This window comes from Clostridium cellulovorans 743B, from assembly GCF_000145275.1.
Taxonomy (GTDB): domain Bacteria; phylum Bacillota; class Clostridia; order Clostridiales; family Clostridiaceae; genus Clostridium_K; species Clostridium_K cellulovorans.
In genome coordinates, this window is the sequence record NC_014393.1 from 2,669,207 (window position 1) to 2,694,913 (window position 25,707).

Here is a 25,707-nt window from a genome sequence, read left to right on the forward strand (position 1 = left end):
TACCCTCCTATAATGTAACTCCATCTTTTAATATAGCTATTTCTCTATAATCATTAACTTCGTTCTTTGCTCTATAATCACCTGATGCAGTATCTATAATTAATTTTAAGAATTCTTCATCAATTTTTTCAGGATTATTGGAGCCAATAAGTTCTCCAGCGTTAAAATCAATCCAATTTTTCTTTCTGTTATATAAATCAGTATTAGTTGAAATTTTTAAAGTTGGAACACTACCACCGTATGGAGTTCCTCTTCCAGTAGTGAATAATACAATATGAGCTCCAGCAGCTGCTAATACTGTAACTGCAATTTGATCATTACCAGGTCCTGAGATAAGATTTAACCCCGTTTTGGTAGCTCTATCACCATATTGCAAAACATCTGTTACAACAGCTTTACCACTTTTTTGAACACAACCTAGTGATTTTTCTTCTAAAGTTGTAATTCCACCTTTTTTATTTCCTGGTGAAGGGTTTTCATAAATCACTTGATTATATCTCATAAAATATTCTTTGAAATCATTTATAAGCTCTACACTCTTATCAAATATCTCTTTATTTATAGACCTATCAAACAGAATAGTCTCAGCTCCAAACATTTCTGGTACTTCAGTTTGTATAGCTGTTCCACCTAAAGAAGTTATTTCATTTGATATTCTTCCTAGTAATGGATTAGCTGTAACCCCTGAAAATGCATCTGAACCTCCACATTTTAATCCTATCTTTAGTTTAGATATATTAACATGTTCACGTTCAAACTTAGACGCATATTGAATTAATTCTCCTAATAACTTCTTTCCTTCTTCAATTTCATCTTCAACATCTTGAACCCTTAAAAATTTAACTCTTTCTTCATTTATAGGTTCAAGAAGTTCCTTAAAACTTTCTAAAGTATTGTTTTCACATCCAAGAGCAACTACAAGTACACCTGCTGCATTAGGATGATTTACTAGATTCGCTAGAATTTTTCTAGTGTTCTCTAAATCAGAGTCTAATTGAGAACATCCAAATGGATGTTCAAAATGATAAACACCATCTACTTTATCATTTATAAGTTTATTTCCTTCCCTTGCTAAGTTTGCACAAGTTTTATTAATACAGCCAACTGTATTAATAATCCATATTTCGTTTCTTATACCAACTTCACCATTGTCACGAACATATCCTTTAAAGGTAATAGCGCTATTTTCTTTAACAGTTTGTTTCATAGCACCCTTGAAGTTGTATTCTAATATTTCTCCAAGACCTGTTCCAAGGTTATGAGAATGAATCCATTCTCCAACCTTGATATCTTCTTTAGCCTTTCCGATACTGTAGCCATATTTAAGGACATCTTGTCCTTTTTCTATATTTTTTATGGCTACTTTATGACCTTTAGGTATATCATTTAGCAATTTTATTTCTTGTTCATCAGCAACAATGACTTCGCCTATTGTACTATCTTCTAATAGTACGACTACATCATCATCATGATTTATCTTAACTATTCTATGCATACTTTCTCTCCAAACTTTCCAATGCTTCACTTACAGCTACAGTTAACCCTTCAATTTTAGTTAAATCTTCACCCCATAGTTCTGTATTACTTAATATGGCTTTTACATAATTCTGATTTTTTATTGAGTATTCTTTGTTCATATTGCACATAAAGTCTAATACGTTTATAACGTCAAATACAGGATATTCTTTTCCTTTAAAATTGTGTCCTATATATTTGTCTTCCTTTTTTTCTATTTGGTAAAATCTAAGAAGACCAGCAAGACCTATTACCATGTTCTTTGGTAAAGAATTGTTATCTTCGATATATGCTTTTACAGTAGGTAAATCTCTATTAACAAACTTAGATACTGAGTTCATTGATATAGATTCTAATTTATGTTTTAAGTGAGGATTTCTAAATCTTTGAAGAATTGTCTTAGCATATCCTTCTGCATCCTCATTCTTCAATGATGGTATTATTTCATTTTGTAATGCTTCATTTAAAAATGCTTTTTCTTCTGGATCCTCAACTAACTCATCCACTCTTTCAAATCCTTTTAAAATTCCTAGTGGAGTTATCAAAGTATGTGACCCATTTAGTATACTAACTTTTAGTAAATGTATGTCATATAATGAATCTGCCCATTTGACATTTAATCCAGCTGATTTTAATGGTAATATTTTGTCATATTCTTCACTACCTTCGATTCCCCATAAGAAAAATGGCTCACATACTGAAGCAGCTTCATCTATATAACCTAACTTTTCAAAATATGCTTCTGTATTTTCTCTTGGGAATCCTGGAACTATTCTATCAACTAAATTATTTAGAAATACACATGATTCATTTACCCAAGTTTTAAACTCATCACTAGTCCCAAAACTTTCAGCGTGCTTTTTTACCATTTCTTCAAGGACTTTACCATTATCATCTAGCAACTCACATGGGAAGATAAGTAATTTTTTTGTCTTATCTTTAATATTTTCAAATCTATGCATTAAGAATGCAGTCAATTTACCAGGATATAATCCGTCAACTGATACTTTATCTAATTCTACTTCTTTATAAGCAAGTCCAGCTTCAGTAGTGTTAGATATAATTACTTCTAAGCTTTCAAGCTCTGCTATCTCCATAAATGAATTCCAATCAACATTATAGTTGAATACTTTTGAAAATACTGAGATTATATCACTTTCATCAACTTCAACATTATCCTTAAAACCTCTTTGCGTTACTGTATATAACATATCTTGTTCTTTTAAGATATTTATCTTTTTATCAAAATCTAAAGGACAAGTTAATGCTACTGATCCTTCATATTTTCCAGCTTCTATTGCTTTATATAACATCCAATCAAAAAATGATGTTAAAAAGTTTCCTTCACCTATTTGCATAACTTTTATTGGACTTTTTACAACCTTATCATATATCGATCTTTGCTTTTCATTTAAACATTCAACACTTAGTTTCTTTAGCATAAGAATATTCACCTCATAATATTTTTTTAATCTATAGTTTTACTTTTTATTAAATTTACTTGAGATTTACTTTTGCTCCACCTGGGATTTCAACTATATTATCATCATTTATAACAACCCAAGCTGATGCTACTGAAGGATTATAGACAAAACTTCCATCTGCTGCAAACTTCAAATTATCACACACCTTTAGATAATCAACTATTTCTATATTGGTTGCATACCAAATATCATCTCTATGACCTATTCTTCTGCAAAATTCTTCTATAACTTCCCAGTTGTTATCTTTTTCAAATTCATAACTATGACCCCAAACATAAAACATATATAAATATTGCTTTTTGGATAAACCAATAAATTCGTCTGCATGTTCAAGTAAATTATGCAGATGATGACAAGTAGATTGCCACTGATAATAATCTGTTGGCATCTTAAAATTGTCACTATTTCCAACTATTCTTGAATACTCTATTCCAACATGTCTTAGCATATCTTTTATTTCATTATTGTAAGAACCATTTGGATAAGAGAATCCTCTTACAGTATAGTCAACAATTGATTCTAAAACTTTTCTATCTTCTAAAATTTGTTCTATTACCTGAGGCATAGGACACCGAGATATAGTCGGATGAGTCACGGTGTGACAAGCTACTTCATGACCTTTATATAATTCCTTTACTTCTTCTTTAGGAATTCTTTTTTCATATGGCAAGGTCAACACTGGATCATTTTGTTCCATATATCCTGAATTTAAATGGAATGTACCTTTAATTCCATAATCATTAAAAAGATTAACTAATCTTCTATCTGTAATTTTCCCATCATCATAACTCATAGTTAATACTTTAAATTTTCCATCGGGAAAACATCTGTATATCTTGGCCACTTTCCTTCATCTCCTAAAAATTAAGTTCTTATAAACTTTGAACTACCCATATAAACATATTTATTACTTAAAATTCAAACATGCTTTAAAGTATTATTAATAATAAATTTAATCTATTATTTTAAGCATCTATAAACTGTCATACATCTTAATGTAATTACTTAAATCCTTGCTTGTATACCAAGTGTTTAAAACTGATACTTAAACTGGTATTATTTTTCACATAAAAATCAATGATAAATCCCTTATAATTGCATGATTTCCTATAAACAGTTTGAAAATTTCTATGTTCTAATTCCTGTGCCCTTCCCTTACTTGTATACTAGTTATAGTTCTATTATACATCTTTTGTTACATTTTGCAACCCTTTTCAAGGCTTTTCTCAGAGATTTATCACTAAAATATCAATATAAATATTAAAAACAAACCTATTTTAACTGTTGATTAAAGTAATAGACCTTATATTCTTAAAATTTATTTTAAGAATATAAGGTCTATTACTGAGATCACATTAAACTCCTATGAACATATTGAAAAACAATATAACATATGAATTTTTTTATCAAATCCTATATAAGTTATATTTTTGTGAAAAAAAGATGCTTCATATAAGCATCTTTTTAAAATCAGTATTCTATTTATTTATCTTGAAAAAGTTATGAGATTCATTTTTTTCCTCTAGAAGATGTTCCCAACTCTTCTTTGTATATCTCATATGATCATTAATTAATGATTCGACTTTGTCTATATGCTTTTCTTTTATAACCTTTATAAACTCAGCATGCTGTTCTACTACATCCTTCTTAGGATCCTCAGCCTGAGATAGTAGTCTCATTCTATTATAATGAGTACTTATATTAAGTATACTCTGCCAAACATTTACCTTATTAACTCCTAAGAAAAACAGTTCATGGAAGCGGTTATCTAACTTATGGAATTCTTTCTCCCCCCCCTCCATATCTGCAAGTATTTGTTGGGCATATAGATTTTTATCCAATTCAACAAATAGCTCTTCATTGAACTCCTCACAAGCTGATTTTAGCACTTTTTCTTCTAATGCAAATCTCATAAACCTAGCTTCTTGAACTAAATCAAGATCTATTAATGAAACATACGTCCCAGATTGTGGTTTTACCTCTATTAAATGTTCACTTTTAAGTTTCATCAAAACTTCTCTTATAGGAGTTCTTGATATACCTAGTTTTTCTGATAGTTCAATTTCACTTAGTAATTCTCCTGGCTTAAGTTCTAGAGACATTATGTTTTCTTTCAACACTCTATAAGCATAATCTTTTCCACTTTCATTCTCGTTTTTATCATATAGTACCAAATATTATCTCCTCCATACGTACCCATATATCATTTTCTTATGTTTAGTATACTAGATACTCTAAATTATTCAATATATTAACTTAAAAATAACTATTAAATTATTTCTTGAAACTCATTATTTACATGGAAAGTTTTATCTGCTAACTTCTTACCATTTATAGATACGTTTTTAAATGTTATATTTTTAACGTTTTGAAGAATAGCTTCTCCGTTAACACCATTTAAAATAGCATCTTCTATAACAATATTTTCTATAGGCGCATGCTCAAACCCTTTTATGTACAAAGCATTTTTTGCATCAATACTTCCACCTTCGACAGTCTTTATGTTTTCTAATGTAATATTTCTTAATATAGGTTTGTGATCTCCATTAGTACCTTCTTCATAGAAAAAATCGGCATGTATAACAGCTATTTTAGACTTATTAACAGTGCTGTTTTTTACGTAGATATTTTCTAACTTTCCACCACGTTCTGCATTAGTCTTAAATCTTATAGGATAATCAAGTTCTTTACTATCGAAATAGTTATCGTGAGCAAATATATCATTAACTCCTCCAGATATTTCACTACCAATAGTAATACCACCATGCCCGTCCTTAAACTCATTATATCTTATAATAACATTTTCAGTAGGAACACCAATATTTCTTCCTTCATTATTTCTTCCTGACTTTATAGCTATACAATCATCCCCTGTTAAAAAGTAACAATTCTCTATAATCATATCTTTACATGATTCTGGATCTACACCATCATTATTATATAAATTTGTGCCCACTTTTATATTATCTACTTTTATATTTTCACAGAGTACAGGATTTATCTCCCAAAAAGGAGAGTTAATTATTTTTACATCTTTTATAAGAATGTTTTTAGATTTATATGGTTGAATAAATGGTGGTCTTATAGTGGAAACATCATCCCCAAATATTCTTTCTGTTCTTACATCAGCATTTTTTTGACCTAACTCAAATAATCTTTCTCTTTGAATTTGCTGATCTTCTTCTTTAAAATATCCAAACTTCCATGGCATCCAATTAAATTCATCAGCATTTCCATCTAGTACCCCTTCCCCAACTATAGCTATATTTTCAGCTTCATAAGAATATATAAATGGAGAAAAATTCATCATTTCAACCCCTTCCCATCTAGTATATACTAATGGATAGAATTCATTTGTCTTATTTCTAACAAATCTAAGTATTGCATTTTTCTGAATTTCAAGTATAACATTACTTTTTAATGTTATAGCTCCTGTATAATAGACATTAGGAGCTTCAGGATTTTCACTTCCTGGTATTATAACTTTCCCACCGTCTTTATTACTATTAGCTTCATCAATAGCTCTTTGTATTGCATCACCATAATAAGTTACTTCTTGAACATTTCTTATTAAAGCTTTTGCTATATACTCTTTATCTTTTTTAAGTTCTGACTTTGTCCCTTTATAAGTTCCATCAACATGAGTAAAGTATTCTTCATTGATTTCTTTAATAAGCTTTGTATATCTTTCATCTGTAATTCTATATTCCATTAAGTTACCTATCATAGGCATGTTTTTATTTACTTTTTCTTCGATAAAATCATAAAGCTTTTGATTCCACTGAAATTTATTTTGTTCCATAAATGCTCCTCCAAAAAAAAATTTTACAAGTTCATTTTTCATTATATAATAACTACACTGTTATCTATAACCAACAATCAATAGAGACGCTTCATAAGGTATACTACTTTTTCAACATATCCGTATACTTTCGGTTGTAGCCACAATAATGAACCGTATATATTATAAAAAAATATAGTAGATAAACATAAGATACATTTACCTACTATATATTATCAATTATTTATTTGCACTAAATATTTATATTTTATGCGTTAGCAGCTTTTGAATGGTATCCTACATTGTTGTTTCCAAAACAATTTTCATAAGCAAATCCTGTTAATTCTTCGATTGCTTCTCTAGCTTCTGGTGTAACATCTGCTTTAGAACCACCAGCTTTTACTCTATTAACTTCATCAACTAAAATTTTATGAGTTTCTTTATTTAATTTTAATTTTCTTGAAACAATTACAGTAGTAATAAGTAACACAGTTGGAACTACAGTTGCGAAAATAACTACCCCTACTATAGCTAATTGAGGTTGTTCTTTAGCACCTTTAACAAATCCAAATGCTTGTAATCCAAAGCCCAGTAATAATGATTCTACACCGTATGCGATTTTAGACATAGCTCCATTAACCCCTGAGAATATACCTTCTCTTCTAGTACCTGTTACAGCTTCATCAATATCAGCCATGAATGGTAATTGGAATACTGGTATATAGTCAGCACCACCCTTACCAACTGTATTTATGATTTGAACTGCAACTAAAGCTGGAATTATTAAGCTTGTACCTTTTAAGAATGTTAATCCAAATAATCCAAGCGCAGCTAAAACAACTAGTGAAGTAGCAACTCTTAAAGTTTTTGGTCCGCCAAATTTATAAGCAAGAGCAACGAACAATGTTAACGTTGCTAAAGAAATTAATGTTGAGAAAGCTGAAATATAACCTGTAACAGACTTACTTAACACTAAACAATAAACTACGAAATAAGTAAATACGCTATTAGCTAAGTTTTTATAAATTCCGATTAAAAGCATCATAATTGTATGTATTCTGAAAGATTTTACTTTTAATGTTGAAGAGATATCTAATAGTAATTTTTTCAAAACTTGTCCTATACCATGAGCTTCGTTTGAGTAAACGATGTCTTCTGGTGCTCTTTCAAATGTAAGTGAATAAACTACAACTAAAGAAAGTGCAAGTATAACTGCATAAACAATACCTGTTAAATGGAATGCATCTGGATTATTTTCACCATACATTACGAATAATTGAGCTGGTATGAATGAAGATATCATATTAGCTATTGTTCCACAATAAGATTTAGCAGCAACAAGTTTTGTTTTATCAGCTGCAGTTTGTGCCATTTCTGCTGGCAATGCAATTGTAGAAACGATAACCATAGTAAATACCATTTCCCAAATCATGTTGATTCCGAAATAGTATGCATAAGAGTGACCAACTGTCCACATCATTGGAAACACAAGTAAAGATAATGGTGCTCCAAGTAATATAAAGAATCTTCTTCTTCCAAAACGTCTACCTAATCTAGTTTTTCCAAAGTTATCAGTAATGAACCCCATTATAGGATTTAGAGCAGCATCAAGGAATCTTGTACCTGCGAATATAGACCCTGCTTGTAATACACTAAGATTACAAAGAGATGTGTAAAATATTAATAGGTATAATTGAACTATATTCTGTGATCCACTTCCTAAGAAGTTGATAGATGCATAACCTATCATATGTTTAATGCTAATTTTCTTTTTCATTTTTTTCCCTCCATTTTTTATTTTCGTGCTTTTTAATAATAATTAAGATGATTGCAATAAGTTTACAATAATCATTATTAACTTTAGTTTAATAAATTGTTTTCTGCAGCTGCTAATATGAATGGTCCTAAGCCCTTTGGTTCATTTGCAACTATTGGTTCGCTAATGTAATAAGTAAATGATCCATCTCTGTTATCTTTACCACCAAGTCCAGCTACAAAACAAATCTTATTTAGATTTATGTTACCTTCTTTAGTCTCAAGAATAAATTCATCTACTAAACCTTTAAAGGATGCTTGTCCAAATTCTTTTAAATCTTCTCTTAACAAGCCTATTCTTACACCTTTTAATATAGAATAAGCTATCATTGAAGAACCAGAAGCTTCTAAGTAATTACCTTTTCTATCGCCTTGGTCTAATACTTGATACCAAACATGGCTATCTTTGTCAGCTACTTTTATTAAAGCATCAACAGTATTTTGGAATATCTCTAACATTTCAGCTCTATGTTTATTATCTTTAGGTAATACTTCTAAAGTATCAACTAACGCCATAACATACCACCCCATAGATCTACTCCAGAAATGTGCTGATAAGCCTGTTTCTTTGTTTGCCCAAGGTTGTACTCTAGCATCATCATAAGCGTGATATAATAAGCCTGTTTTTTCATCTATAAGATGTTGTTTTGCTATAACAAATTGTTTTGCTATATCATCAAATTCAGCAACATCCCCGAATTCGTTTACATACTTTGCATAAAAAGTTGCACCCATATATAATCCATCTAACCAGATTTGTTCTGGATATATTTCTTTATGCCAGAAGACACCTTCTCTTGTTCTTGGATGATTATTAATTTGTGTTCTTAATAATTCTAAGGCTTTTTTATATTTTTCTTCCTTAGTTGCTTGATATAAAGTCAATACAATTTTACCATTATTTAAATGATCGATATTATATTCATCTACTCTATATCCTCTAATACTTCCATCTTCTCCTATAAAAGTATCCATAGCATCTTTTACATATTTGAAATACTTTTCGTCTTGAGTTTGTTTCCATACCTCAGCGATACCATCTAAAGTTAATCCAAACTCATAAGCCCAGTAGCTAGTTAAATCAGTATTTCTTGCTATGACTGAATCAGCCATCCATTTTGCATAATCTCTCATTGCGACATTCCCTCTCCTATTTCTATATTATTCTTTCAATTTTCCATTTCTTGAAAACGTATTCTTTCCACATCTTTATTATATTACCTAGCTATTATAAAGTCAATAGTAATTAGTATATTAGTTTTACTTTTTTTTATATTTTTTTACGTTTTTTTATTATTGGAAAAGATCGCCTTTATAATCTTAATATCTTTGTATTTTTACTCCTTATCAAATAAACCATTGATACAAGCCGATTTATTAAAATAAATGTTGATAATTCAGCTTTATTTCTTTAATGTTTTTTCGAAATTCACCCCCTAAAAGATTATATCACTCCTCCCAACTAGTATACAACACTTTTATATTTTTATTACATTTTTTCTTTTTTTAAAATATATAATTACATATTTGTTATAGAAATTTCATCAAACAGAATACAAGTATACAACTTTTTATTCTTTTTAAAAATAAGATTTTTATTTATGCATTGATAACAAATGAATCTTTGAAGTTTTTATACAAAATCTACTTTTTAAAATTGTATACAAAATGCACAAAAAATTGCAACTATTTTAGCCCAAGTAATTAGGTTAAAATAGTTGTATTTCTTATACTCTATCATAGATTTCTTTAATATATTTTATGCTATTGTCTAAATCTTGTGGAGTTGTCCCTTCAAGAATAATATCAATATGTGGTTTTCTCGATTTTATTAATGACAATAATAAAGGATAATTAAATTGTCCTGTTCCTATTGCTACTTGCTTAACTTGTCCATTTTCTACTATGAAATCTTTTGCATGAATTAATATTATTCTATCACCATATAACTCAAAAGCTTCTTTGATAAGTTCATCTTGATTCATATAATTTTCATTTGTCAAAAAGTTATATGGATCAAATATTGCTTGAAGATTATTTGAATTGATTTCATCTAACGCTCTCTTCATTTTTGTTGGTGTGTTAATTACGTGTCTTGCAACCCCTTCAATAGCAACCATGACTCCAAACTTCTCTGCTTCACTAACCATTATTTTTAAAGAATTTAAACATCTTTGAAATGCTTCTTCTGTATGATTTTCTGGTCCATATACATATTCCTTATTAAGAGCTCCTGTTTCAGTACCAACCATACTGCAGCCAAGATCTCTGGCAAACCTAATATGATCTTTAAATAAATCTAATAATTCTTGTAACTCCTCATCATCTGGATGTGACATATTAATATAGCAACCAAGAATACTTATATCTACATTATGTCTATCGAAAGTTTCTTTTATATAACGAGCTAATCCCGGAGTCATACATCCCTTGGTTACTTCAAACTCAGTTATAGCTTTTTTCATAACAAACTGTATACTTTTTAAATCCTTTTCTTTAATACGTGTTGCCAATTCATCTAATGAAAACTTACCTATATCATGACCTCTTACTCCTATTCGCATCAGTGCCTCTCCTTACTTTAAATACTATATTTCTCTTTTTCTCAAATACTATTAATAGTATAAAAGAATGTTATTTAAACATTCTTTTATGACAATTATAAACTTTTTACTTTAGCAACAACTTCGGCGCAATATTCAGTCACACCTTCAGTACCATTACTTTTGTATATTTTATTTAAATCGCTTCCTATACCACTACAATCAGCTCCTGCTTGTATCCATTCACCTATATTGTCTTTATTAACACCACCAGTTGGCATTATACTAAGATCTGGGAAAATAGATTTAGCAGCTCCTATAAATGCTTTTCCAACAACATTTCCAGGGAACACTTTTATAAATCTAAGTCCTAATTTGTAAGCATTGTTTACTTCAGACATTGTCATCAAACCAGGAATTATTAATACTTTTCTTTGGTTTGCGTAAACTATTACTTCTTCATCAAAACATGGTGAAACGATGAAATCAGCATTATTTTCAATACATTGATCTACAGCATCTTTAGATAATACAGTTCCAGCGCCAACGCAAGCATCTTTATACTCTTCTTTTAATTCTTTTATTAATTTAGGAGCATTAGGAACACTCATAGTTACTTCTATAATTTTCATTCCACCATTTATAGCTGCAATACTTATTTCCTTTGCTTCGTCATAAGTTTTAGTTCTTATAACAGCTACAGCTTTTTCTTCTTTTAAAGTACTATAAATTTTTTCAAACATTTATTTACACCTCATTTTTGTTTCTTTATATCAAAACTAACTATGATACATCTATAAATTTCAATATTTTCTCTAACGTTCTATTTTCTTAGCTTGTCCTAAATGTACTAGAACATCTTCATAGCAGGGTAATCCTTCATTATCACCTTCAACACCAACAACTAAAGATCCTACTGCATTTGCAAACTTAACACAATTTTCTAAAGTTTCACCCTTAATCATTGATGTTAAAAATCCTGCTGCAAAACCATCTCCAGCTCCAACTGTGTCAACTAAAGCTTTTGGTTTAATAGCATCAACTTCGTAAACATTTTTACCATCTGATCCTACTGCACCTTTAGCTCCTTTTTTAACAATAACCTTTCCTATGCCATAATAATGAAAAGTTTTTATTGCATCTGGTATAGATACTTCTCCTAAAAGAATTTCTATCTCTTCATCGCCAATCAATAAGATATCTACATTAGGTAATATCTTTTCAATATAAGACTTCGCTTCTTCTTTAGTCCACATTTTTAGTCTTATATTAGGGTCAAAGGATATAACTAAACCATGTTTTTTTGCTAGTTTAACTGCTTCTAATATTATTTCTTGATTATTCTTAGCTATTGAAGGAAATACACCTGTAATATGTAGTACTTTTGCATTCTTGAAATATTCTTCATTTAGATCTTCACATTTCATTGTACTTGTAGGTGATTTTTCTCTATAATAAAAGGATCTGCTAGAGCCATCTGCTAAGACTTCTCTAAAATATACTGATGTTGGATAATTATCTACAAGTTTAACTTCTGAAATATCAATACCTTCTCCTCTTACAGTTTTCATTATATATTTACCAAAATCATCATTTCCAAGTCGGCTTATCCAACCTGATTGAATACCTAATCTTGCACAACCTATTATAACATTTAGTTCTGCTCCACCTAGTTTTCTTTCAAAAGTGTTACAAAATATTATTGGACCTTTTGCTTTAGGACACATTGCTATCATTGCATCACCTATAGTAATAACATCCATATATTCTTGCCTCGCTTTCAATCTATTATTTTTTATTATTAACATTTTACTTCTAAAACTTTTATTGTTCAAATATATATCAAAATGTAATCAAGTGTTTCGAGAAATTTTTATAATTTACTTAATACAGCAAGTATTAACCAAAGATAACTTTCACTATCTTACTAACCAGCCACCATCAACTGCAAGGATATGACCATTAACATAGTCAGATGCTTTACTTGCTAAAAATACAACTGCACCCATTAAATCAAATGGCTCAGCCCACTTTTCTGCTGGAATTCTATCTAAAATTTCTTTATTTCTTTTTTCATCTTCTCTTATTTGTCCAGTATTAGCTGTTTTTATATATCCTGGTGCTATAGCATTAATTTGAATATTTTTGAATGCTAATTCATTGGCAAAAGCTTTAGTTATACCAGCTACTCCATGTTTACTAGCAGTATATGCTGGTACAAATTTTCCACCTTGGAATGTTAACATTGATGCAATATTAATTATTTTTCCTGAACCTTGATTTACCATTATTTTAACTACTTCTTGGCTTAAAAAATATAATGCATTTAAATTTATATCCATTACCGAATTCCAATCTTCTTCCTTATATTCAAGAAGTGGAGCTCTTTTTATAATTCCAGCATTATTTACTAATATGTCTATCCTACCAAACTCTTTCATAGAAACGTCTACTATCTTTTTCCTATCTTCTTTATTAGTTAATTCTGCTTGAACAAATACAACTCTTTTACCTTCGTTTTCTATTAACTTCCTTGTTTCTTCCCAATTAGTACCATGGGTTGTGATTACTAAGTCTGCTCCTGCTTTAGCTAAAGCCATAGCATAAGCTTGGCCAAGTCCTGTATTTCCACCAGTAACTATAGCTACCTTTCCATCCAATCTAAAAAAATCCATTGAAAACTCATTTAAAATACTCGACATTATAATTCACTCCCATCATAATTTAATTGTTTATGTTAGCGAAAACGAAACATGATATAAAAGCCTTCATATATAAAGAAAAGAGCGGATTATTCATGTCCGCTCTTAACTTTTCTACTATATTAGATGTGTCTTATCAGCTTATTATTCTAATATGCTTCTTATATAAGACTCTATCTCCTTGCACTGACAATTATTAAAGAAGTATTCCTTAAACTTTTGCCCGCTAACAGCACCTTTTAATAAGGCTTGATCTATTTCTTTTAAAATAGTAATCATATCCTTATGGGTTACTATTTTTACTTCATCTAAAATCTTTTTATTTCTTTGTTCTGGTATAACTCTATCTTTTGGATATCCTTGTCCACTTTCGCCTTGGAATAGTTTTTCAAAGATATATTCTAAATTTAATTCTGCTCCCCATCCAAATCCTTTTGCAAAAGGTAATGATATAGAATTCCCATCATTAATTTGTGCAAACATATATGCATCGGATGGATCTACTATGTGACCACATAATACTCCTGGAAATGAATTAGCAGCAAGCATTGCGCCTTCTCCTGTTCCACATCCAGTTATTACATAATCTGCAGCCCTGAATTTAATAATATAGCTGTTAATATGCCATTTTGAACATATGTTAATTGAGCCTCATCTTCAGCACTATACATTCCGTAGTTAAATACTTCATGTCCTTTTGGTTCTACTACTTTCTTTAAGGTTTCGTAGATTAAACCATTTTTTGATGCTTGGCTATTTTCATTTATTAAAGCTATTTTCATTGTCCTACCCCCTATTTTGGTTGTTTTCCAATGTAAGCTAAAATACCACCGTCTACATATAAAATGTGACCGTTAACGAAGTCAGATGCATCAGATGCTAAGAATACAGCTGGACCTGCTAAATCTTCTGGAGTTCCCCAACGTGCTGCTGGAGTTTTTGCAACTATAAATTGATCAAATGGATGTCTTGAACCATCTGCTTGAACTTCTCTAAGTGGTGCAGTTTGTGGTGTAGCTATATATCCAGGTCCAATTCCGTTACATTGAATATTGTATTCACCATATTCAGATGCAATATTCTTTGTTAACATCTTAAGTCCACCCTTAGCTGCTGCATAAGCTGCTACAGTTTCTCTTCCTAATTCACTCATCATAGAGCATATGTTGATTATTTTTCCGTGACCTTTTTTAATCATCCCTGGAATTACTGCTTTAGCTACTATAAATGGAGCATTTAAATCTACATCTATAACTTTTCTAAAATCTTCTGCTTTCATTTCTAACATTGGAATACGTTTGATTATTCCAGCGTTATTGATTAATATATCAATTATTCCTACTTCTTTTTCTATTGTTGCAACTAGTTCATTTACAGCATCTTCATCTGTAACATCACATACATAACCATGTGCTTTTATTCCTAGTTCTTCATAACTTTTTATTCCCTGGTTAACTAAATCTTGGTTTATATCATTAAATACTATTGTAGCTCCAGCTTCAGCACAAGCTTTTGCAAGAGCAAATCCAATACCATAAGCAGCGCCTGTTACTAATGCAATTTTGCCTTCTAATGAAAAATTGTTAATTATGTTCATTGAACTTTCCCTCCATAATTTAAGTGTGTTAAACGTGTTTGATTCTGAATTTGTTTGTGTTATTGTGTTACGTGTTATTGAGATATTTTTTTGAGATATTCTTTTTTAGAGATATATATTCTTTTTTTAGAGATATATTTTTTAGGGAAATAGAGATTATTCCCTTATGGTTTACAATATTAAAATTATTTTTTAACTTTTTGTATTTCTATTTAATCAATGAGTTACACCATACTATAGGTGCCTTTTTAGAGAAAAGGTTTTTAAAATCTATTTTAAATCTTTTGTTGCTAGATTATCCATATCATCAAAAGTTTTATTTTCTCCACACATTCCCCATATAAAAGTATAATTGCTAGTTCCTATACCAGCATGAATTGACCAACTTGGGGATATTACGGCTTGTTCATTAGCCATTACTATATGTCTAGTTTCTTGAGCTTGGCCCATTAAATGGAATACTCTTTGATCTTCTGGTAAATCAAAGTAAAAATACACTTCCATTCTTCTTTCATGTGTATGACAAGGCATACTATTCCAACCGCTACCTTCTTTTAACATAGTAACGCCCATAGATAGTTGACAGCTTTCACAAACTTCTGGATGAATAAATTTATAAATTGTTCGCTTATTCATATTTTCTTGGGTACCTAAGTCTGCAATCACAGCTTTATTTCTATCTATTTTCACTGTTGGATACGATGTATGAGCAGGTACAGAATTTATGTAAAATTTTGCAGGATTGTTTTTATCTAATGAAACAAATTGAATTTCTTTTGTTCCCATTCCTACATAGATACCTTCATATTTATCTAGTTGATATTTTTTTCCATCAAGAATAATCACTCCAGAGCCACCTACATTAATAGCACCCATTTCTCTTCTTTCTAAGAAATAATCTGCTCTTAATTCCTCTGCTGCCTCTAAAGAAAGTTTTTCTTCTACAGGCATAGCTCCACCAAATATTATTCTATCTACATGACTATAAGTCAGACTTATCTGATCTTTTTCAAAAATCTTCTCTTGTAGATAATGTTTTCTCAACTCTTCAGTATCATACTTTTTTGAGTCATCTGGATGATTCGCATATCTAGTTTCCATTTCACACCTCCTAAATGTTTTTCATATTAAAAATATTAATTTTATTATTACCTTTATCAGTAATACGCTTCCATAGCTACTCTTTATTTTAAATTTACACCTTATAAAGAATATATAACTATAACAAGCACAGCAACATAAGTTGCTATATTACCCCCCAGTAATCGCTCGCATTATGGATTAGCGTTTCACATCGTGAACTTAATACTATTATACGATACGCAGTTTCATTTTTCAAGTAGATAATAAAAAATTTGTAGAATTTTTTTATTGTTTTTTGTTTAACTATTCTTGCATTTGAAATAAAAAAACAAACCGCTGCCAATATTTACATGACAATGATTTGTTTTTTAATCTCAATTATTGATTTATATATATGTATCTTTAATCCCTATAATTTATATTCGTTGCTCCTACTGTGTGAACATCTAGTAGTTAAATATTATATCCAAGATCCTTTGATATTTTATTTGCACATTGTAAAAGTTCTTCTGCAATAATTTCTTTTTTCTCTTCATCTACGCTCATAATAGTTCCTGAAACACTAATAGCCCCACATATTTTACTTCTGTAATCTTTGATTACAGCTCCCATGCATATTATTCCATTTTCAACTTCTTGGTCATCTATCGCATAGCCTTTGGAACGTACTTCTCTTAAATTGTTTTTCAGTTCACTTAAGTTAACTATAGTATTATCAGTGTAGACTTTTCTATCACTTGTGTCCCATATATTTTTCACTTCTTCTTCAGTCAATTCTGCCATTATTGCTTTACCCATAGCTGTACAATACATTGGCTTTCTCATCCCAATACGAGTATACATAATTATAGACTTTTTAGGTTCAACTTTAGCAACATAAATAAGTTCATTATCTTCTCTAACAGCTAAATGAATTACTTCATCAGTTTTTTTCATAAGTTCTCTTAGATAAGGCTGAGCAACAGTCACTAAATTCATTTTCTCGATTCTTTTATTACCTAATTCAAATAATTTTAATGTTAGAAGATACTTGCTTGTACTTGTATCTTGAGTTACATATCCCTTATATATTAGCGTATTTAAAAATCTATATACTGTACTTTTATGTAAATTTGCTTTTTCACTAATCTCAGCTATTCCCAATCCATCCTCATAATCAGATAATATCTCTAAAATACAAAGGGCTCTATCTACTGATTGTACTACTTCTTGCATTTTAATTCCCCTCTTTTATTCATTTATAATATTAACCATTGTATCAATTTTAATTGGATAATACAACAGATAAAATAAAATTAGTCAAAGGGGCGTTATAATATATCTCTAATATTTTTTCTTAAAGCTCTTTACATAATTATAATCATATTCAAAATTCATGTTTTTTTACCACTTAAAAATTTCGTTAATACGATTTTGAGAGCTTCTTTTATAAGATTAATTAATAATGCACTTCTCTGGTGTAATTTAATAGTATAAGGAAAATCTTCTGCCATAACCCAATGAAAATTAAAGGTCTCTCCTGGTGAACTTCCAGTATGAATAGCTTTTACTTGTGTTTTTCCATCTAGATTATTAAATAAAACAGTCAAAGTTACACTATTGCTTACTCTCATAAAAAATCTTTCAAATATTAAAGTTCCATAATATTTGCCATTTCCAATATCATTAATTTCATCATAGACTAAATCTGAGTTTTCTTCATTTTCAATCTTTTTCTTAACTTTTTCTGGAGTTAAACTTACAAAAAACTACATTGATCCATAAAACACTATACACATTCTAGAATAGACTTTATTAGTGAATGTTCTATTTTGTAATATAAGATAATACAGTGATATATGCGTATAAATAAATATATTCTATTAGTAAATAACTTCATCATGAACATATTTGTTTATACTTTTAAAAATATAATTTTTAAGGCATCCTATTGGTTTTTAAATACTATAGGCTGCCTTATCTTTTATTATTTTATAGGTTATAAAAATTAAGTTTTTATTATAAAAAGCTTATTCTTGAATAAAGTGATCAGTATGTCATGATTATTTTTTTATAAATAAAAATACAATACCCAAAATCAAAAAACAAATATAGCTAAATTTTCGTTTAAGATTCTTCTCTTTAAATATAAGCCCACCAACAATCACGGATATGAAAATTGATATTTTCCTAAGAGGCATAATTATCGAAATTTGACTTGATGGAATATTAACTGCAGTGAAATACAACCTGTCAGAAATTATTAATAACACACTCATAAGAGGGATATACAAATCAAGTTTAATACTATTCTTCTCTTTTCCTCTTACCCGTAAATATGCTAATGTACTAGCATTAAATAAGAACATAAAAAAAGTAAACCAAAATTGCATTTGTCCAGGATTTATTGATTTTAGTGCTATTTTATCGATTGTAGCACTTACTGCATTCAAAAGTGCAGACCCTAGCATAAAATAGAAATACTTATTATTAAATATTTTAATTACTTCTTTTGATCCTACTTTTCCAATGAAATAATAAGAAATTAACATGATTATTATTCCTATGTATTGAAATGAACTAAGTCTCTCACTTAATATAACTATCCCAAAAATAATAGAAAACATTGGATTCAATGTATCAAAGGGAGTTATAACACTTATAGGCAAATGTTTAATTGCTGAAAAGCTTAATACCCAAGCTATAAATACAACAAAAGTCTTAATAAAAATTATAAATATCTTATCTAAATATATATTAACTGCATTACTAAATTCAAAAGATACCAATAAAAAACAAAATAGCGAGTAGAAAGTTAAGACTGTTACTACTGAGTTTTTTTCAAAGGCTTTCTTTTTGGTTACGTCCCAAAAGCCTAATAAGATGCCAGATACAATTACCATTACGATCCATAGATGCATAAAAATCACTCCTCGTCATTAAGTATTTATCTCTAAAACTAGCCTAAAAAAGAACATACTAAGCATATCACATTTTCGCTTAATTTTGTGTAAAAAATACATTTTCAAGATAAACTGACTTTCATAATTCTTTTCAATATTCCTATTGTTTTGCATCATTTTTTCAAAATATCAGCTATTACTTTCTGAGAATTTACTATATCTAAATCAGTATTTACAATCTCCAATATTATTTTTCCTTCATAATTTTCAAGGATATTACTGAATATAAAATTAAAATCTATTTCTCCTTGTCCAATGGGCAAATGCTCATGAACCACATTAAAATGTTTATCAGCTATATGTAAAATGCTGGGTTTCCTTATATTAACCATTTCCTTTAAGTGATTTATGCTATCTATGTGTGCAATATCCAATAAAAATTCCAGAGTCTTGTTAGCATTAAACATTAGTTCTATTTCATTAGTATCAGTAAATATTGGATCTAACTTACTATTGTTTTCTAAATATAACGTTATCCCTTCTTTATTTAGTAAATTTAAAGCAAACTTAACTTTTCTATTCAATTCATCTAAAGTATTTTTATTTATAAGTTTGTTTTCACAAATTGGATGAACTATCAACTCTTTATGTTGTAATTTTTTTAGTATCTCAAGTAACTTAGGTATATGTTCATCAAATTCATTAATGTTTAATACTGCATGAATAATTGTAGGAAATCTATGCTTATTTATAGTCTTTATAAAGTCTTTATCATCTTCATGTAAACATAAGCCTCTATTATCATACCAAAGCTGCATAAAATCAAACCCATTTTCTTTTGCGAATTTCACCTCGCTTTCATACCTATTAAAAAACCTAGCTAAACATCCTATTTTAACCATACTGTCCTCCTTAATACATATTGATTCCTTTTTACTTATAAATAAACTTATAGTTTCTTCTCATTAATTAAATAATGCCGTCTTTCAATTCCTTTATATATGTCTCAGCAAATTTATTTGCTTCTTTCCAAATAGGTTTAGTTTCTGGTAAATAACAATCCCCATTATATAATACATTCTTTTCAACATAGTTTATTGTTTCTAATAAAGTTTGTCCCCTTAACGTTCCAGTAATTAGACATTTTGTTATGAAATACACCTTACCCCCTTCTATTTGATGAGAATCATGTAATATTTTGCCTTCAAGAGTTGTTGGAATTTCTTGTCTAAAGGATTCTGATGCGATTGTAATAATCCTTTCAATTCTCTCTAAGGGTACTTTTTTATCACTTAACCAACTTCGCATTTCATTTTCATTAGTGCTAATTACGCCATGGAAATAAGCACCATATATCAAGTTTTCATACTCTACAACATACTTACCTGCTTTTATTACTTTATCAATAGTTTTTATTATTAATTCTATATGTTGTAAGTTATGCATAATATCTTTGTTTTTATAATACGGTCTAACAAATTCAATCAAATCACTTCTATTCATTTCTACACCTCAATTATTTATATCTACAATTATAGTTTAAGTATAACTGTGCTAACAGATAAGTTTTTATTAGAAGGATATTTATACCACGATTTTGGATAGGCCTATCCTATTGACAGCTATACTGTTTTGGAATTTACTATCCGAATACTAATTCTTTATTTAATAATTCTATACCTATATTAAAAGTTTTATTTATGAAATAGCAAAGATTATGAGATAATATTTTATTTGATATTCTCTTGGCAAATCCCCAAGTTTATTTTGTAAGAATACTCTACAATTATTTGCGCTTCAGTGACATTGATTTAATGTATCAGTTACACTCTCGTGCTTGATATTTTTTACATCAAAACGTAGTAATTTGAAAGTGAATTGCAAAATAAGCCCAATGCCAAATACAGATATTATTGTGCCAATGCCAATTTTTGCACCCAACAGCCATCCAATAATAAGTACGGTACCTTCTATTAATGTTCTTATTGCTCCTATGGGTACTTTTGGCATGCGTTTTCCAAGTGCCACCATGAGTGCATCACGGGGACCACATCCAAGGGATACACCAATATAAAAATAACTTCCAATACAGATAATTAATAGTCCCAACAGGAGCATTAATAAACCAAGCCCCAAATTGGACATCCTTGGAATAATGTTGACAAATTGAATCAAATCCACAAACTTTCCTATTAATATAGCATTGAGAATTGTACCAAATCCAATTTTTTCTTTAAACACGAAATCAATTAAAATGATAATAACACCAGTAATGACAACAATATTTCCATACGATATACGCGTCAGATATGTACCACCCATACTAAATGCTTCCCAAGGGGCTAATCCTATATTAGCTTGTATAGTTAAGAAAGAGCCTAATGCATATAAAAAAAGGCCAAATATTAACCTAATTATTCTCTTCATAAAGTTAATCATAATATGATCCACCTTTCTATTCATGATATAGAAGCATAATAATATTTACCTCTTGATTTGTTGAGTTGAAATATTTATGCTTGCAATTTGCAAGAAACTGTAGTGCTTCACCTTCTTGTAAATTGAACGTTTTATCTCCAATTTGTATACTAAAAACACCCTTTGTACAGATAATATATTCTCTGATACCTGCTTCATGTAGCTCGGACTTACGTTCAGAATGAGGAGCAATTACATGACGAAATATTTCAAATTTTTTATCGGGACTAAATTCAAACAAAACAAATAATTCAAATCCCTTCCACGCAGAATAGTTTTTAACGGTATCATTTGTAATAACAGATACTTGAGGCATTTCAGTATGCGTAAGTTGAGCTAGTGGAACATTAATCCCATCACATATTTTTTCAAGTACAGATATTGTGGGACTTTTTGTGCAACGTTCAATTTCACTTAGCATACTCTTGCTGACACCAGTTAATATAGCTAAATCATCCAATGTAAGATTTCTTTCTTGCCGAATCCTTTTAATATTCCTACTTATAGTTTCACTAGTTGAAATCATATGTACCTCCAAAACACTATAGTGTATTATATATTCTATAGTGGATAATTTATCACGATTTCAGTTGATTGTAAAGTATTTTTTAAAATAGCACTTTTGATATAATATGAATTTTAAGTGTTCTACACAGTTGATTTATCATTTCACTTTATTAATTAACGGTTCATTAATTTAAAAAGGAAGCAATGCTTTTTATTTTTCAACATATAGCTCTTCATTAAAAGGGGCATACCTATACCATACCTAACAGAATTACATCCAGCTAATGCGCCAGTTACCACTGCTTCAATGTGACCTACAAATAGTCCACTCTTTTCTCCATCAACAAATAAATTAGCAAGTCCCCTAACTCTCATATCATTTGTTCTAGGAGATACTGCTAAATATCTTATAGAATTCCATATTCCTCTTGCCTATGGATCTGAATACTTAGCAAATTCAAAGCTTAGGATTTTTCTTAGTTTTTCTAATAGATAATAAGTGGACATTAGATTGGCATTAGCAAAATCAATAAAACTGCAACCTTTAGAAAAGTGTTTGAAACTGTTGAAACAGGTTCGTCTACAATATATGAGTATTTGCTCGAAAATACTTTTGCTGATAAAATAATTAAGTTACAGCTGATTCTTGGATTAACACAGTGTCAGTTTGCTGCTAGGTGTGGGATTGGATATTCTAGTTTATGTAGATATGATCTTGGTGGTGTTTTAAACTCAGATAATTTAGAAAAGATAATACATGCTTTAAATTTAGATGTAAATTATTTTGCCCAATAAGGTTGATCTTAAGATAATTTTAAAACCCTAGTGCCAAAGCTAGCAAAATCTATAAACATGCCCACCTCTCATTTTGCTAATTTTGTTATTTTTTTATAATGACATATAACATTATATCATCTGTTAACATTGTTGTAAGTTTCAATATATTACACATAATTTAAAGTTATTTTTGTAACAAATTCCAAAAACTATAAGGTCGTGTAGAATATTTTTTATATACGCCTTATATAAACAATTAAAATAGGTTCACTTACTTAATCTGTATGAAATTTAGAAATATATGAATATTGGAGTTGGTATAATAAGGTAGATACTAAATTAACCTATTATACTAACAGATAAGTTCTCATTAATTTAACTCTTTACGAATTTTATCAATGACTCGAAATAAGGACTTCCTAACTCTGTAAAACCTCATTCTACTACAAAAGTTAAGAAATAAATCTCGTAGGTTTTCAGAGCTAAATTGAAACCAAGCTTTTCAGAGGCAATTTGTGCTCCTGATTTATAACATAATAAAAGCCCATGACTGGGCTTTTAAATCAACTTAATCTTAAATATATCTGTCAAGTTATTCTTTTCAACTCTTCTTTTAATTTCTTCATCATCAAGAGAATACAGACCTAAAGACTTCATCCTAGCAAAATATTCAGCGCCTGAGAAAGTATATCTATTTTTCCTTCCATCAATAGTAGAAACCCTGTAATTTTCATAAGAAATCATATCTCCAATTGCTGTGCTAATAGGAAGAGTTAAAAGGGGCATACCTATACCATACCTAACCGCATTATATCCCGCTAGTGATCCTGTTGCCATAGCTTCAATGTGTCCTACAAATAATCCACTCTTTTCTCCAGCTACAAATAAATTATCTAGTCCCCTAACTCTCATATCGTTAGTTCTTGGGGAAACAGCTAAATACCTTATAGAATTTCCTACACCACCAGCATACGGATCAGCAAATTTAGCAAACTCTAAGCCTGGAATTTTTCTTAATTTTTCTAATGGATAGTAGGTTGTCATTAACTTGGCATTAGCAAGGTGAACAAAACTACAACTTTTAGAGAAGTGTTTGAAACCGTTGAAACAGGCTCATTTGCAGCATATAAGGATTTGCCTGAAAATACTTTGGCTGAGAAAATAATTAAGTTACGGATGCTTAATGGATTAACTCAGCGTCAGTTTGCTGCTAGGTGTGGGATTGGATATTCTAGTTTATGTAGATATGAAGTTGGTGGTGTTATAAACTCAGATAATTTAGAAAAGATAATAGGTGCTTTAAATTTAGATGTACATTATTTCGATTAAAAAGCATATAAAAGATTTGTATTATCTTTTTCAGATATTTTCAAGTTCTATTTTCAATCTTTATCAAAAACCTTATAAAAATCTTCCTGAGGGAACTACTGCTGAGAAAATAATTAAACTTAGAAAAACTGATAACCTAGAACGACCTGAACTATATTATGGTATTTTAGGGTTGTATCATTCTGGGTTTACTCGGTTTCTTAGTGGTAAGATTATGCTTCCTTATTATATGTATTTGGAACTAAAGAATATTAACCTGTTGTGCTAACGGATAAGTTTTTATTAATAGGATATTTATTCCGTATGCTTGAGGAGACTTATCCTGATAAAAATTCTACTAGATTCTCAGGAATTATTATCCCAATATTAATCTTTGCTGTATCTATACCTATATTTAAGATTTTATTTATAAAATAACAGAGATTATGAGCTAATATTTTATTTACTACTCTTGCAGCAAAGCTCAAAGTTGGCTTTGCAAGCACCTCTGTATATTCAATTGTTCGGAGAGCTGAGAAAAAGTAGTTTTTATTCTACGACGAGCCTTGAATATGAGTTGCCTAAGTGTTTTTAAAAATTTAAATTTACTGTTATTACGATTTATGATTAAAAGATTAATACCCATTATTTTTTTAATTGAGAAGCAATTTTGGGGCATATATATTCTTTATCACCTATTAGTGTATTAACCGCTGAATTATCTGTAAGTTCCCAGACTGCGTCTCTATCATCGGCGTTTGCATCAGTAATAGAGAATTCTGTGATATATCCATCTAAAGCAACTAATGCATGTAATTTGAAGTCATAATATATCTCTTTTTTTCCAAGCACATCTCCAATAAGCAGCCTTCGGCTTAAATTACTACGAACTAATAATAAAAAAACAAAAATAACAATGATGATGATAATAATGATCCACCTAACTCTGGAACCTTAGTTATTGATGCTACATGTACACCAGTAAACATTGCATTTCCTCAGGATCTTAATCTTCTAAACCAAGAGAGAGAACACCTTGAAAAAATTATAAACCAACTTAATAATTCGAAGGATGGCAAAAAACCTAGAACCTATAGACAAAAGTCTAGAAGAGATTTTTTGTTAACTTCAAAATCAAAGAACAAAACAGTAAAAAACTTATAAAAGCTATTAGGTTATATTGCTACAAATATACGATACATAGAAGGATTCATTACAAAAGGTAAGTCTTTAAA

The 25,707-nt window shown here is 29.6% G+C and carries 21 protein-coding genes and 7 pseudogenes; 2 read left to right on the plus strand and 26 right to left on the minus strand.

Annotated features, from left to right (window positions below):
- Positions 1–7: 7 nt before the first annotated feature.
- The 23 genes and pseudogenes from CLOCEL_RS11275 to CLOCEL_RS22295 all read right to left on the minus strand — a co-directional run.
- Positions 8–1,495 carry a UxaA family hydrolase gene (locus tag CLOCEL_RS11275; protein WP_010076784.1) on the minus strand — a complete coding sequence of 496 codons (1,488 nt, stop codon included), beginning with the start codon at positions 1,493–1,495 and terminating at the stop codon, positions 8–10.
- Positions 1,488–2,957 carry a tagaturonate reductase gene (locus tag CLOCEL_RS11280; protein ID WP_010076783.1) on the minus strand — a complete coding sequence of 490 codons (1,470 nt, stop codon included), beginning with the start codon at positions 2,955–2,957 and terminating at the stop codon, positions 1,488–1,490. Before CLOCEL_RS11280 ends, CLOCEL_RS11275 begins: the two co-directional genes overlap by 8 nt.
- Before the next feature lie 55 nt (positions 2,958–3,012).
- Positions 3,013–3,843, minus strand: a complete 831-nt coding sequence (locus CLOCEL_RS11285; protein ID WP_010076782.1) for a polysaccharide deacetylase family protein — start codon at positions 3,841–3,843, stop codon at positions 3,013–3,015.
- A 634-nt stretch (positions 3,844–4,477) separates the two neighbouring features.
- Entirely contained in the window at positions 4,478–5,173 is a 696-nt protein-coding gene (locus CLOCEL_RS11290) for a GntR family transcriptional regulator (RefSeq protein ID WP_010076781.1), read from the minus strand.
- Between the two features lie 95 nt (positions 5,174–5,268).
- Positions 5,269–6,801 (minus strand): glycoside hydrolase family 28 protein, encoded by a 1,533-nt coding sequence (locus CLOCEL_RS11295; RefSeq protein ID WP_010076780.1) that lies wholly within the window; start codon positions 6,799–6,801, stop codon positions 5,269–5,271.
- A 247-nt stretch (positions 6,802–7,048) separates the two neighbouring features.
- The gene (locus CLOCEL_RS11300) at positions 7,049–8,557 is read right to left on the minus strand and encodes an MFS transporter (protein ID WP_010076779.1); all 1,509 of its coding nucleotides are present in this window, start codon (positions 8,555–8,557) and stop codon (positions 7,049–7,051) included.
- A gap of 83 nt (positions 8,558–8,640) precedes the next feature.
- Positions 8,641–9,729 (minus strand): glycoside hydrolase family 88/105 protein, encoded by a 1,089-nt coding sequence (locus tag CLOCEL_RS11305; protein WP_010076778.1) that lies wholly within the window; start codon positions 9,727–9,729, stop codon positions 8,641–8,643.
- 593 nt (positions 9,730–10,322) lie between these two features.
- Positions 10,323–11,159, minus strand: coding sequence for a sugar phosphate isomerase/epimerase family protein (locus tag CLOCEL_RS11310; RefSeq protein WP_010076777.1), 837 nt, complete (start codon positions 11,157–11,159; stop codon positions 10,323–10,325).
- Positions 11,160–11,254: 95 nt separating this feature from the next.
- A complete protein-coding gene (locus CLOCEL_RS11315; RefSeq protein ID WP_010076776.1) occupies positions 11,255–11,881 on the minus strand; it encodes a bifunctional 4-hydroxy-2-oxoglutarate aldolase/2-dehydro-3-deoxy-phosphogluconate aldolase in 627 nt (208 codons plus the stop codon).
- A 72-nt stretch (positions 11,882–11,953) separates the two neighbouring features.
- Entirely contained in the window at positions 11,954–12,901 is a 948-nt protein-coding gene (locus tag CLOCEL_RS11320) for a sugar kinase (protein ID WP_013291731.1), read from the minus strand.
- A 156-nt stretch (positions 12,902–13,057) separates the two neighbouring features.
- Complete coding sequence (gene kduD / locus CLOCEL_RS11325) at positions 13,058–13,840, minus strand: 2-dehydro-3-deoxy-D-gluconate 5-dehydrogenase KduD (protein WP_010076774.1); 783 nt, start codon at positions 13,838–13,840, stop codon at positions 13,058–13,060.
- Positions 13,841–13,984: 144 nt separating this feature from the next.
- Positions 13,985–14,622: pseudogene (locus tag CLOCEL_RS11330) on the minus strand (RpiB/LacA/LacB family sugar-phosphate isomerase).
- An 11-nt stretch (positions 14,623–14,633) separates the two neighbouring features.
- A complete protein-coding gene (locus tag CLOCEL_RS11335; protein ID WP_010076773.1) occupies positions 14,634–15,437 on the minus strand; it encodes a gluconate 5-dehydrogenase in 804 nt (267 codons plus the stop codon).
- A 270-nt stretch (positions 15,438–15,707) separates the two neighbouring features.
- The gene (kduI, locus tag CLOCEL_RS11340; RefSeq protein WP_010076772.1) at positions 15,708–16,538 is read right to left on the minus strand and encodes a 5-dehydro-4-deoxy-D-glucuronate isomerase; all 831 of its coding nucleotides are present in this window, start codon (positions 16,536–16,538) and stop codon (positions 15,708–15,710) included.
- 435 nt (positions 16,539–16,973) lie between these two features.
- The gene (locus tag CLOCEL_RS11345) at positions 16,974–17,735 is read right to left on the minus strand and encodes an IclR family transcriptional regulator (RefSeq protein ID WP_010076771.1); all 762 of its coding nucleotides are present in this window, start codon (positions 17,733–17,735) and stop codon (positions 16,974–16,976) included.
- A gap of 158 nt (positions 17,736–17,893) precedes the next feature.
- A pseudogene (locus CLOCEL_RS11350) lies at positions 17,894–18,232 on the minus strand (DUF6054 family protein); the annotation flags it as partial.
- A 330-nt stretch (positions 18,233–18,562) separates the two neighbouring features.
- The gene (locus CLOCEL_RS11355; protein ID WP_010076769.1) at positions 18,563–19,420 is read right to left on the minus strand and encodes a DMT family transporter; all 858 of its coding nucleotides are present in this window, start codon (positions 19,418–19,420) and stop codon (positions 18,563–18,565) included.
- Positions 19,421–19,575: 155 nt separating this feature from the next.
- A complete protein-coding gene (locus CLOCEL_RS11360) occupies positions 19,576–20,304 on the minus strand; it encodes a TIM barrel protein (protein WP_010076768.1) in 729 nt (242 codons plus the stop codon).
- 67 nt (positions 20,305–20,371) lie between these two features.
- On the minus strand, positions 20,372–20,905 hold the full coding sequence (locus CLOCEL_RS11365; RefSeq protein WP_010076767.1) for a hypothetical protein: 534 nt from the start codon (positions 20,903–20,905) through the stop codon (positions 20,372–20,374).
- A 139-nt stretch (positions 20,906–21,044) separates the two neighbouring features.
- Positions 21,045–21,164 (minus strand): annotated as a pseudogene (locus CLOCEL_RS23865) (IS982 family transposase); the annotation flags it as partial.
- 35 nt (positions 21,165–21,199) lie between these two features.
- The gene (locus CLOCEL_RS11370) at positions 21,200–21,841 is read right to left on the minus strand and encodes a YczE/YyaS/YitT family protein (RefSeq protein ID WP_010076766.1); all 642 of its coding nucleotides are present in this window, start codon (positions 21,839–21,841) and stop codon (positions 21,200–21,202) included.
- A gap of 16 nt (positions 21,842–21,857) precedes the next feature.
- Complete coding sequence (locus tag CLOCEL_RS11375; protein ID WP_010076765.1) at positions 21,858–22,406, minus strand: helix-turn-helix domain-containing protein; 549 nt, start codon at positions 22,404–22,406, stop codon at positions 21,858–21,860.
- 215 nt (positions 22,407–22,621) lie between these two features.
- Positions 22,622–22,906, minus strand: a pseudogene (locus CLOCEL_RS22295) (FAD-dependent oxidoreductase); the annotation flags it as partial.
- Positions 22,907–22,939: 33 nt separating this feature from the next.
- On the opposite strand from CLOCEL_RS22295, the gene CLOCEL_RS11385 reads away from it, so the two are divergent.
- On the plus strand, positions 22,940–23,182 hold the full coding sequence (locus CLOCEL_RS11385) for a helix-turn-helix domain-containing protein (RefSeq protein ID WP_013291732.1): 243 nt from the start codon (positions 22,940–22,942) through the stop codon (positions 23,180–23,182).
- A gap of 361 nt (positions 23,183–23,543) precedes the next feature.
- Here the strand turns inward: CLOCEL_RS11385 and CLOCEL_RS22770 are convergent.
- Both CLOCEL_RS22770 and CLOCEL_RS11390 read right to left on the minus strand, forming a co-directional pair.
- Positions 23,544–23,666: pseudogene (locus tag CLOCEL_RS22770) on the minus strand (IS982 family transposase); the annotation flags it as partial.
- 56 nt (positions 23,667–23,722) lie between these two features.
- Positions 23,723–24,259, minus strand: a pseudogene (locus tag CLOCEL_RS11390) (FAD-dependent oxidoreductase); the annotation flags it as partial.
- Here CLOCEL_RS11390 and CLOCEL_RS11395 point away from each other — a divergent pair.
- The gene (locus CLOCEL_RS11395; RefSeq protein ID WP_010076760.1) at positions 24,227–24,493 is read left to right on the plus strand and encodes a helix-turn-helix domain-containing protein; all 267 of its coding nucleotides are present in this window, start codon (positions 24,227–24,229) and stop codon (positions 24,491–24,493) included. The pseudogene CLOCEL_RS11390 and the gene CLOCEL_RS11395 overlap by 33 nt on opposite strands.
- A gap of 317 nt (positions 24,494–24,810) precedes the next feature.
- On the opposite strand, the pseudogene CLOCEL_RS22300 reads toward CLOCEL_RS11395, so the two are convergent.
- A pseudogene (locus CLOCEL_RS22300) lies at positions 24,811–25,352 on the minus strand (IS982 family transposase); the annotation flags it as partial.
- Positions 25,353–25,707 lie beyond the last annotated feature (355 nt).

Coding starts and splice junctions, on each gene's coding strand:
- CLOCEL_RS11275 (WP_010076784.1), bottom strand. CDS start 1,495: ATGCATAGAATAGTTAAGATAAATCATGATGATGATGTAGTCGTACTA.
- CLOCEL_RS11280 (WP_010076783.1), bottom strand. CDS start 2,957: ATGCTAAAGAAACTAAGTGTTGAATGTTTAAATGAAAAGCAAAGATCG.
- CLOCEL_RS11295 (WP_010076780.1), bottom strand. CDS start 6,801: ATGGAACAAAATAAATTTCAGTGGAATCAAAAGCTTTATGATTTTATC.
- CLOCEL_RS11300 (WP_010076779.1), bottom strand. CDS start 8,557: ATGAAAAAGAAAATTAGCATTAAACATATGATAGGTTATGCATCTATC.
- CLOCEL_RS11305 (WP_010076778.1), bottom strand. CDS start 9,729: ATGAGAGATTATGCAAAATGGATGGCTGATTCAGTCATAGCAAGAAAT.
- CLOCEL_RS11310 (WP_010076777.1), bottom strand. CDS start 11,159: ATGCGAATAGGAGTAAGAGGTCATGATATAGGTAAGTTTTCATTAGAT.
- CLOCEL_RS11315 (WP_010076776.1), bottom strand. CDS start 11,881: ATGTTTGAAAAAATTTATAGTACTTTAAAAGAAGAAAAAGCTGTAGCT.
- CLOCEL_RS11320 (WP_013291731.1), bottom strand. CDS start 12,901: ATGGATGTTATTACTATAGGTGATGCAATGATAGCAATGTGTCCTAAA.
- kduD (WP_010076774.1), bottom strand. CDS start 13,840: ATGTCGAGTATTTTAAATGAGTTTTCAATGGATTTTTTTAGATTGGAT.
- CLOCEL_RS11335 (WP_010076773.1), bottom strand. CDS start 15,437: ATGAACATAATTAACAATTTTTCATTAGAAGGCAAAATTGCATTAGTA.
- kduI (WP_010076772.1), bottom strand. CDS start 16,538: ATGGAAACTAGATATGCGAATCATCCAGATGACTCAAAAAAGTATGAT.
- CLOCEL_RS11345 (WP_010076771.1), bottom strand. CDS start 17,735: ATGCAAGAAGTAGTACAATCAGTAGATAGAGCCCTTTGTATTTTAGAG.
- CLOCEL_RS11355 (WP_010076769.1), bottom strand. CDS start 19,420: ATGCATCTATGGATCGTAATGGTAATTGTATCTGGCATCTTATTAGGC.
- CLOCEL_RS11360 (WP_010076768.1), bottom strand. CDS start 20,304: ATGGTTAAAATAGGATGTTTAGCTAGGTTTTTTAATAGGTATGAAAGC.
- CLOCEL_RS11365 (WP_010076767.1), bottom strand. CDS start 20,905: ATGAATAGAAGTGATTTGATTGAATTTGTTAGACCGTATTATAAAAAC.
- CLOCEL_RS11370 (WP_010076766.1), bottom strand. CDS start 21,841: ATGATTAACTTTATGAAGAGAATAATTAGGTTAATATTTGGCCTTTTT.
- CLOCEL_RS11375 (WP_010076765.1), bottom strand. CDS start 22,406: ATGATTTCAACTAGTGAAACTATAAGTAGGAATATTAAAAGGATTCGG.